This window comes from Kaarinaea lacus (assembly GCF_975902315.1).
This window is the reverse complement of sequence record NZ_CDLKIE010000177.1, coordinates 1-9955: the sequence shown is the minus strand read 5'-3', so window position 1 is coordinate 9955 and position 9955 is coordinate 1. Positions and strand designations below refer to the sequence as shown.

Below are 9955 nucleotides of genomic sequence, written 5' to 3'. Positions count from 1 at the left end.
GGCGGCTTCACTTTTATCCCTTGGTCGCCAATGGTATTTTTCTAATGTTTCACTTGCAGCAAGACGCACATAGGCATGCTGATCATCAAGCAATTTCACCAACGGTTTTAAAGCTCGCGGATGAATTATTTTTTCCATCGCTTTGGCGGCACCAGCACGCACGTATGGATTATTATCTGAAAGAGAGCTGATCACTTTGTTGATTACTTGAGGATCTTTGTATTGTCCCAGGACATTGGCAGCCTCGTTACGCACATCAGGATTTTTATCTTTAAGGGCTTCAAATAATGGTTCGGCCGATTTTGGATTATGAACTTTTTGAAGAGATAGACTGGCAGCATCTCGGACTTCATCTGATGAGTCCTTTAACGCCATTGTTAAAGGCTGTATAACTCTAGGATCATCAAACTGACCCAATGCAATAACAGCTTGTTCACGCACATATTTATTTTCGTCAGAAACACCTTCAATTAGCTGATTGATAAACGTCGGTTCGTGTGTTCGGCTAAGTTCATAAATAGCCACCCGAAATGCTTCAATGGAACTTTTCCGCGCATTATCATCGGTATCTCTAATGGCGTTCATTAAATGACGTATAACGCGCGGATCTTTTTTCTTGCCCAGCGAGCGTGAAACTTTGAGCAATGATTTGTGCGCTGAATCTCTCACGAATCGATTATCATCATTCAATGCACTTACTAATGGTGCGATTGCCAAATGGTCTCTGAGGTTGCCTAATGATTTGACAGCTGTTTCTCGTTCGATCCAGCTATCGGAGTCCAGTGCTTTTGTCAGCGCACCTATAGCACGAGGGTCCCTGATGAAACCTAAGGCGGTAATTGCTTCAAGACGTAATTCTTTATTACTACTCTCTTGTACAACCTTGATAAGCCCCTCTACATCGTTTTGACGCGTTAAGGTGCGGACGTCGGTTGTGGTGGCACAACCAAGCATAAGAACGACTAAAAAACATACACTAAACGTGCGAATCATATGTATTAACCAAGGCTAATTTAAGGAAAAACGCTGACTTTACATTCGATATTGAATGCAATTTCAACAAGTTATCGGCTTGATGACTTAAAAATGAAGAAAAACTCTTCTGTATCCACAAAATGAGTTTCTACTTAACTTTACTATATATTCGGGTAAAGCCTCAATGGCTTTCGTTGACTACTTCACAAAAAACGGTAGAAATTACAGGTATTAAGAGTTTGTAATAAATGTTGAATATAATTCTTGTCCATTCTAACTTAACGAAAGTGTCACTGATTTAATTCATGAATCAAGCGCGTGATATAAACACCTTTAGAGTGACTTACAGCGGTAATTTTTATCTGGCCTTTATATAAATTACGTTGATCACTATTTTTCGGTTGCACAGTTACCACAAAAGCTGCTGCGCCTTCAGCTTTGCCATTACCTAAGCGCCATTTAATATCTTTTATCATTAAGTTTCTAGTTTCTGTATTGTTAAACAATTCTGCATAGTCAGCCTTAATACCTGACTTATTCTTTTGGTCGTTTGTTCGAGCATTGTCTGTAAACAATGCCATGAGTCGAACAATGTCGCCTTCATTGTACGAACGGGCGAATTGAGACACAATCTTATTCAATTCACCCTTCGTCATAATGGGTGTTTCAACTTTTTTTGAAACCGGGATCTTACTGGTAGACGTCAGGCTTGCCTGCTGTAAGTTCTGATTACCAGGCAATTTGAATTCTGATTTTACATTGATGCGTTTTTCATCTGCGTTTGTTACTTTATTTATAGTTTGAGTTTCTTTGGCAGTTATTGATTTAGCACTTGCTGTATTAGTATTGGATGAATTCGCAATTACTGTGCTTTCTGATTTTTTCTCAGTACGAACCAGCGGTTTATCAGAACGAATAGCTTCTCTTAATTTTTTTATGTCAAAAGAATCCTGGGTCTCAAGTTCCGCAGACCTGGCTAGAGTTTCTAGAAATCGATCCTGTTGTTTCTGATAAGCCTGGTCCATGAGATCCGGGCCGGGTTCGGTGCCTGATTCCTCACCTGCCTCCGTCACACCAACTTCTGACTGGAGCGCGACATTCTCGGTGCTTGAATCACTATCAGGGGTAATTATGGACTGCTCGGGATTTAGTAATTCTGCGATGCTATCCAGGTTTGGTTCGTCGTCAAATACATACTCTTGCTCCTGAATACTTTTTTTATCACTTAGGCGTTGACTGGTACTTTCAGGTGACAGGTCTCTATTGACTACAGGCGATTTAATAGAGGGCACTTTATCCTGCGCATCAGATTTGATTATCCCAATAGAATCTATTGGAACAGGATTTTTTAATGCAGCAATGTCCGTTTTATCTTTCGTTTTTTCTACCTGAGTTGCCAGAAAAACACTAACGGCAACAATTGCTACAAATACAACAACGTGAAATCTGTGATTTGGTTTGTTGTAGCGCTCAACAAATGCGTCTTGACCCATAAACGCCCACCCTTGTTCAATGCGAAAACACTTCTACTTCTAAAATTACACTGCATATTTTTATATTTAACCTGTTTTCAGTCGTGAACAGGTTTCTCATTATTATTGTGTATTAGTTCTAATACTTAGCTATATACCTGGAGCAAAACTTTTAGATCTTCAGTTACTTCGAGTTATAGTTTTGGCTTATTGCAAAATGTTAGCGCATGGCCGGACCATTGTTTCAAAAAGACATCCTTGGAGACGATGGATGTTTTCTTATCAACATGATCAAACAATAAAACGCCTACATCACTTGCGCGAATAAGTAGTACAAAACGGCCGTCATTATGTTTAACGACTGAAGGATAATCCTGATGACACAATTGTTGCCAATCATGCGATATAATTTTCAACGCTAAACCATTGGTTTCTGCGAAATGGAAAGCAGCCAATTCAGAAAGCTTATCCAACGACTTCGAACTACGATCGCTAAATCGATCGCAATTTGTGTTTATATCAATAGCTAAATTCGATAGGAGAGAATTGAATTCCGACGTATCATTCTGAAAATTAAAGGCCGCACCCTTCACTACTTATCTTTCCTCAATAAATAAATTTACTGGCTATATCGTTTTATCATTAAAACAGAAAATTACATCAATATTCGATTAATACGTTATATTGATAGTTATTCAAATTTTGATCAATTTTGACATTTTTTCGTTATTTCATGCAACAGATTTCGTAACAAATTACGTATCTGAAATGCCCAAATTCTGTGAAAGATATTCAGATCATCGTTATCTTATTGATAATATTATAATATTATCTTTCTAATATTCCGTTAAAATTCTTTGGAGAATTTGCATACTACTTAGGCTATTACGTAGTTTTTTAATGAAAGGAATAGTACATGAGGAAAATTTGCAGTACCCACAAATTTTAGGATTTAGCGATAGGTATGTTTTCTAAAACATTGTCGACTTGTGTTAAGTTGTTCTAAGTCATAACCATACACTGAATCGAGATTTTAATTTAAGTCTACGAGCAAACGTCGTCACGAAACATCTTTTTGTTAGTTGCTGCTCGCAGTTTGCTGTTTGTAGAAAATTCAACAACAATCGTAATGAAAACAATAGTTTATATTATGCGTACTACTAATCTCAAATCCCATACGAATCATTTTTTAGCGGCGACTCTATTAATGCTTTTAGTAACAGGATGTGCACCGATAGAAATTAGAGTTGATTACAGTAAGGATATTAACTTCGATAAATATCAATCCTTCTCCTGGATCCCCAATGAACAATTAGACATTGTAGATATAAACTTCGAGAAAAAAATGCTTGATGACCTTGTCACAAGCACTGCAAATAATGCACTTAAAGACAAAGGATTTGCAGCTAATGATGACAATCCAGACCTGCTAATTTCCTATTTTTTAGTTGTGGATAGAAAAACGGATGTCTATGTTGTTGATAATTATTATTCAAATATCCCATATGCTATACCGCCCACTACATCAAGCACTCGAGATTATCAAAGGCTCAGAGAAAATACATACGAACAAGGTATTCTGATAATTGATATCGTAGATCGACAAACTAAAGAACGAATTTGGCGGGGTAATGCTCAATCACGCATTGGAATATATACAGAACCAGAGAAACAGCAAAAAAGAGTAATTTCTGCGGTCAATAAAATTCTTAGCAATTTTCCGCCTTAATTAATTCCTACAAACATAGTGCTGCCATACTGAAAAATTATTTGCTGCCGGAGTAACGCCTAATTTCTTTTCACTTCTAATTTTCTGTATTATCTGCCCCTAAATCAGAAAGTTAAAAGCTAAATTAATTTGCTGAATTAATCCGTTTACCCATATATTAACACCGCAGATATAAAGCCTGTTTTTTAAAAAAACATATTATATATTAATAGATTTTTCTTGTGCTACTGTACCCAAAGTTGTTCAGTATTTAATCATCGGGTAAAAAAATGAATCACAGTAGTGCTGCGCTGTTGTCATCAACAGCAAGCGAAGCCATCGTTTCTATAGATGGTCGCATTAAACGTCGTATTCCTAACTATGAGACAATAGTCCTTAACATTTCTGATAAGGATCATAAATTTGCTGCATTTGACGCGGTAAACGATGATTTTGCGGATATTCCAGTGTTATTAGATCCGATAGAGACTGATAAAAGACAAAGCGTATCCAGCAAGCGCCATGGATCAACTGTGTTTGGTGCCATAATTATCATCACATTTTTTTGGAGTATATATTCTATATTTTTCTCGCCTAATGAAAATATTTCTCAACTTGGTGATAAAGCCGCACAGAAGTTTTTCGGGCTGGTTTCCAAGACAGATGAATCTAAACAGTTAAAGAAAACCATCGAGTTGATCCTACATGACAATGACTGGAGCAACTCACGTATAAATTCATTACTTGAACATTGGTCGTCACTCAATAAAAACGAACAACAGCGACTAACAAATTTAGTGTGGTTTCAACACTTTATTTATGCCGCCCAACAAAAAATCAAACAACTTCAACAAATCGAATCGACACCTCAATCCAGTTTAGACAAAGAACCATTGATAAAACTGGGTTCAGCATTAGGCATTCTGGATAAGAAAGGTCAGCTGTTAAAAAATTCAGATTCCAGCCTTAAATACCAAACGTTAGTTGATGAAATCAAACAGGAAATTGCCCAGGTTGAAACTGCAACTAAAAAAGACAGACACACGTTTGAATCAGAGAAAAAACTCAATGCCTTATTGAAACAACAATTGTCAGCTGAGCAAAAACCCGCTCCACAAATTAAAGTTGATAAAAAGGCCATGCTAATGTTACTTACCGATTACAAGCGTGCTTATGAAAACGGTGATTTAGAAAATATGCTTAAACTATTTGGTGTTGGTAGCAACAGCTCCCAACGAGCCAGTACATTGGCATCAAATTTCGAAAACATTTTTTCTAACACGTCGAAACGCTCAATCAATTTTTATGACTATACCTGGCAGGTTTCTGACAATCGTATAATTATAAAGAGTAAATATAACGGGATGTTGGAATTTCAAAACAGAAAAGGGACTCAACATATTGTTGCCCGCGCGAAAATTCAGGTTAGCCAAAATGACCGTCAATACACTATAACAAGCTTTGAGCTGCAGGATTCAACAGTTAATGTCGTATCGCCACAAATAGATTTATCCAGGAAACCAGTAGCTGAGCCGCAAAATAATTTGCCACAAATACCGAACGCGTCCGAGTTGCAGGATTTGACAACCCAACTTGTTACGGCATACGAAACTGGTGATATCGAACAGTTTATTTCACTGTTTTCTGAAAATGCAAAAACGAATGACCGCGATAATTTGTCCGGAATAAAACAGGATTACATAGAATTATTCAATAGCACATCTGACCGGCAAATGTTTATCCAGGACCTTAGATGGTCAGGTGAATCAAATAGTGTAAAAGGTACTGGAGATCTAGAAGTGACGATTCTGTCTAATAGTGGGAACACAGTTTATTCCATGAACGGGAAAATTCAAATAGTGGCTCAAAAGACCAACAACAGAGTACATATAACGCATATGTACCATATAGAACATAAGAAATAAATTTACACTAAACTACCTAGATTCAGTTAAAGCCAGGGCAACACTTCATCCCTGGCATTCTTTAATGCTCAACTTAAACTTTATAGAATTAATCAAATTTCACGGTGTGAACTACGCTCCGCTTTGTTGAATTATCTGGAATCAGGCAATCGTAAAGTGAAGAGCTGGTTGAAGGAAAATAAAACACCAGTTGCTGACTTTTCCGGAGCAAGCAAAAGTTTTTTCAATATAAATACTCTAGCCGATAAGTCGACGATAGAAAACTCGTTAAAATAACGTGCTCTGTAATCCCGTTTTTTTGATTAGAGATGCTTTGCTGATTGTAAGGTTTGACGGACAGGAATATTGGTCGGGGCGAGAGGATTTGAACCTCCGACCCCCACAACCCCATTGTGGTGCGCTACCAGGCTGCGCTACGCCCCGACTGAAATTATTCCTATTGGCAGGAAGCTGAATTACTGGCAAAGATGCGTATTCTACACTAAGTTATGGCTAGATAGTACGAAGAATAATGTAAAAGTAAGTGACGCTAGTTAACGACTCAATATTTTCAATACATCTTCCAGGTCGTTTATCATTTCACGGATAACCGCCTTGCTATTACCATCGTCTTTGCCATCACCATCTGTCAATTTCTGACGTGCGCCACCTATGGTAAAGCCATGCTCATAAAGCAAGCTTCTGATTTGGCGAATCATGACTACATCATGATGCTGATAATAACGACGATTACCGCGTCGTTTTACCGGTTTGAGTTGCGGAAACTCTTGCTCCCAGTAGCGCAGCACATGCGGTTTTACACCGCAAAGGTCACTGACTTCCCCAATCGTGAAATAGCGCTTCCCAGGTATTGTTGGTAATTCGTTATTGTTGCTCGCTTCCAGCATACGCCTCCACCCTAGCTTTTAATTTTTGACCAGGGCGAAACGTGACAACGCGGCGAGCAGTTATTGGTATTTCTTCGCCAGTTTTAGGATTACGTCCAGGCCGTTCATTTTTATTACGTAAGTCAAAATTACCGAAACCCGAGAGCTTTACTTGACGTCCACTTTCGAGTGCTTCACTGATTTCGGAAAAGAAGGCTTCGACGATTTCTTTGGCTTCTCGTTTGTTGAGGCCAAGTTCTTCGTAGAGTTTTTCTGCCATTTCGGCTTTTGTTAAGGCCATATTTATCTCTCACCTAGTTTCTTAATGTTGCACCGAGTTCCCTGTTAAGGGCGGATAATATTTCATCAATCGCTACATCTACATCCTGATCCGTCAAAGTACGGTCATGATCCTGCAAGGTTAGACTAAAAGCTAAACTTTTTCTACCTGAATCAATACCTTTGCCCTGATAAACGTCAAATAGCTTTAAGTTTGTCAGCATAGCCGTTGATGTGGCTTGAATACAGTCACTGACGGCCTGGGCTGTCACTCCCTCATCCACCACAATTGCCAAATCACGTTTGATGGACGGAAATTTCGGTATTTCTTCAAAATGAGGTATCGCACGCTGCATGACAGCGGCTAGCTTGAGTTCGAACAGGTAGACAGGCTGCGCCAGATCGAGTTGATTGCTTATCGATGGATGCAACGCCCCTACCCATCCTATCTCTTCAGTTTCCTCAGACTTATTGTCGGCATCTTTTTGATTTAATTGAATGTGCCGAACTATTTTTGCTGTTTGTCCAGGGTGTAAAGCCGTGTTCTTATCGGCTATGAACATAAATCCATCGGCATTTCCTGTCAATGCGAGAATCGATTCTACATCAGATTTAATATCGTAGAAATCGATATTGCGTGGTTTTTCTGCCCATTGAACAGGTGACACGGTCCCTGTAATAGCCCCCGCAATCATCGGCTCCTGGTGCAAATCGGAATCCGTTTGCTGAAAGCGTAAACCAGTCTCGAATAATTTTACGGTAGCCTGCTGCCGATTTAGATTGTGGGCAACCGCGCTGATCAATCCTGACCACAGTGTCGTTCTCATTTCCGACATATCGGAAGAAATAGGATTTGCTAAGCGTACGGCAGTGAAGCCTGGATGTAACAGCTGCTGAATCCTGGGATCAACAAAACTATAGGTAATCGCTTCTCGATAACCACGATCTATTAAGACATTTTGCAGGCGTTCCACCGTCACGCGGGATTCGGTGACCGGAGCCATCGCGGTTGGCGCTTTTGCATTAGAGACGGGAATATTGTCATAACCATGGATACGCGCGACTTCTTCGATAAGGTCTTCTTCCCTTTCAATATCAAACCGGAAACTGGGTGCTGTAACCGTCCAGCCCTTGTCCTGCTCCACATGTTGAAATTCCAGGCGATATAAAATGTCGTCAACCAGTGATTTGTCCAGGTGAGTACCCAACACTTTTTGCAGGCGCGCATGACGTAGCAGGACTGCTTCGCGTTGCGGGACATGCGCATCAATATGCTTGCAGATTACAGGACCCGGTTCACCGCCCACGATATCTATTAGTAACTCTGTGGCTCTTTCGATAGCCTGCTCCTGTAGCGCCGGATCAACCCCTCTCTCAAAACGATGTGATGAATCGGTGTGTAATCCGTAGCTACGTGCACGCCCGGCAATAGCGACCGGTGAAAAGAACGCGCTCTCTAAAAAGATATTCCTGGTTGCATCAGTTACAGCTGTTGCTTCGCCACCCATAATGCCTGCCAATGCGACGGGTTGTTTTTTGTCGGCAATGACAAGCGAACCTTTTGTCAATTCTATTTCTTGACCATCCAGCAACGTGATTTTTTCGCCTTTCTCTGCCAGGCGGACGTTAATACCGCCATCCAGTTTATCCAGGTCGAACGCGTGCATCGGTTGACCCAGCTCTAGCAGGACAAAATTAGTGACATCGACAGTGGGACTAATGCTTCTCAAACCACTGCGGCGCAACCGCTCCTGCATCCACATTGGAGTCGATGCAGATACATTGATGTTCTTAATAATACGTCCCGCATAGCGCGGACATTCTTGCTGGGCGGTAATTTCGACTGGAAAAGTATCATCGCATCTGGGTGCAACAGGCGCAGCATGCACAGGCGTAACACTGGTTTTGGATATTACGCCAACCTCTCGTGCAACACCCGCGATGCTTAGACAATCGCCCCGGTTGGGCGTCAGACTTAATTCGATACTGCTGTCATCCAGTTGCAGGTAATCTGTAATAGGTGTTCCAACAGGTGCGTCATCAGGTAATGTCATTAAGCCTTCGGCCTGTTCTGCCATTCCCAATTCTTTAGCAGAACACATCATACCGCTGGATGCCACACCCCGTAATTTTGCTTTTTTGATTTTAAGATTGCCAGGAAGTGTTGCGCCAACAAGCGCTACCGGGTATTTCCCGCCTTTTACGACATTGTTTGCACCACACACTATTTGAACAGTGTTTTTATCGCCAACATCCACTTCGCAAACTTTCAGTTTGTCAGCATCTGGATGTTTATCAAGATTCTTAACAAATCCGACAACGACCTGGTTTAATTCTGCTGAAACAGGTTCAACTGCTTCAACTTCCAGGCCTGCCATTGTTAACTGGTCGGCCAGTTGTTGTGTTGTAATTGCGGGATTAACCCACTGACGTAGCCACTGCTCACTGAATTTCATATGCCGTACATCTTAGTTGATTAATTTTCTGTTCGCGATGAAAAATCTGAAAAATAAATTCTTTTTTAACTTTACACTGAAAATATTTCTGTTCTCGTAATTCTTACATCAGTTACTAAATAAAAATGTTAAATAATGCCTATTTTATTAGCAAAATAATTGAATTTGAGTGCAGACTTAAAAGCAATTATTGGTCCAACGCATACCGATATCAGCATGCAGCTTAATCAATTAATGTAGTAATTAATTAAATTGTTGAAGGAAACGCAAATCG

At 40.0% G+C, this 9955-nt stretch carries 8 protein-coding genes and 1 tRNA gene; 2 read left to right on the top strand and 7 right to left on the bottom strand.

Annotated elements, in window-relative coordinates; all coding sequences use genetic code 11:
- The 3 genes from ACWVCM_RS05140 to ACWVCM_RS05130 form a co-directional block, all read right to left on the bottom strand.
- A partial coding sequence (locus ACWVCM_RS05140) for a HEAT repeat domain-containing protein (RefSeq protein ID WP_455200646.1) occupies positions 1-993 on the bottom strand: 993 nt, incomplete at its 3' end.
- Between the two features lie 272 nt (positions 994-1265).
- Complete coding sequence (locus tag ACWVCM_RS05135; RefSeq protein ID WP_455200645.1) at positions 1266-2468, bottom strand: hypothetical protein; 1203 nt, start codon at positions 2466-2468, stop codon at positions 1266-1268.
- Positions 2469-2641: 173 nt separating this feature from the next.
- Positions 2642-3040 carry a cysteine peptidase family C39 domain-containing protein gene (locus ACWVCM_RS05130; RefSeq protein ID WP_455200644.1) on the bottom strand — a complete coding sequence of 133 codons (399 nt, stop codon included), beginning with the start codon at positions 3038-3040 and terminating at the stop codon, positions 2642-2644.
- A 482-nt stretch (positions 3041-3522) separates the two neighbouring features.
- Between ACWVCM_RS05130 and ACWVCM_RS05125 the strand changes: the two genes are divergently transcribed.
- Positions 3523-4176 (top strand): DUF4136 domain-containing protein, encoded by a 654-nt coding sequence (locus ACWVCM_RS05125; protein WP_455200643.1) that lies wholly within the window; start codon positions 3523-3525, stop codon positions 4174-4176.
- 269 nt (positions 4177-4445) lie between these two features.
- Entirely contained in the window at positions 4446-6080 is a 1635-nt protein-coding gene (locus tag ACWVCM_RS05120) for a hypothetical protein (protein ID WP_455200642.1), read from the top strand.
- 346 nt (positions 6081-6426) lie between these two features.
- Here ACWVCM_RS05120 and ACWVCM_RS05115 read toward each other — a convergent pair.
- The 4 genes from ACWVCM_RS05115 to pheT form a co-directional block, all read right to left on the bottom strand.
- A tRNA-Pro gene (locus ACWVCM_RS05115) sits at positions 6427-6503 on the bottom strand.
- 110 nt (positions 6504-6613) lie between these two features.
- A complete protein-coding gene (locus tag ACWVCM_RS05110) occupies positions 6614-6967 on the bottom strand; it encodes a MerR family transcriptional regulator (protein WP_455200641.1) in 354 nt (117 codons plus the stop codon).
- The gene (gene ihfA, locus ACWVCM_RS05105; protein ID WP_455200640.1) at positions 6945-7247 is read right to left on the bottom strand and encodes an integration host factor subunit alpha; all 303 of its coding nucleotides are present in this window, start codon (positions 7245-7247) and stop codon (positions 6945-6947) included. Before ihfA ends, ACWVCM_RS05110 begins: the two co-directional genes overlap by 23 nt.
- A gap of 13 nt (positions 7248-7260) precedes the next feature.
- Positions 7261-9681 (bottom strand): phenylalanine--tRNA ligase subunit beta, encoded by a 2421-nt coding sequence (pheT, locus tag ACWVCM_RS05100; RefSeq protein ID WP_455200639.1) that lies wholly within the window; start codon positions 9679-9681, stop codon positions 7261-7263.
- Positions 9682-9955 lie beyond the last annotated feature (274 nt).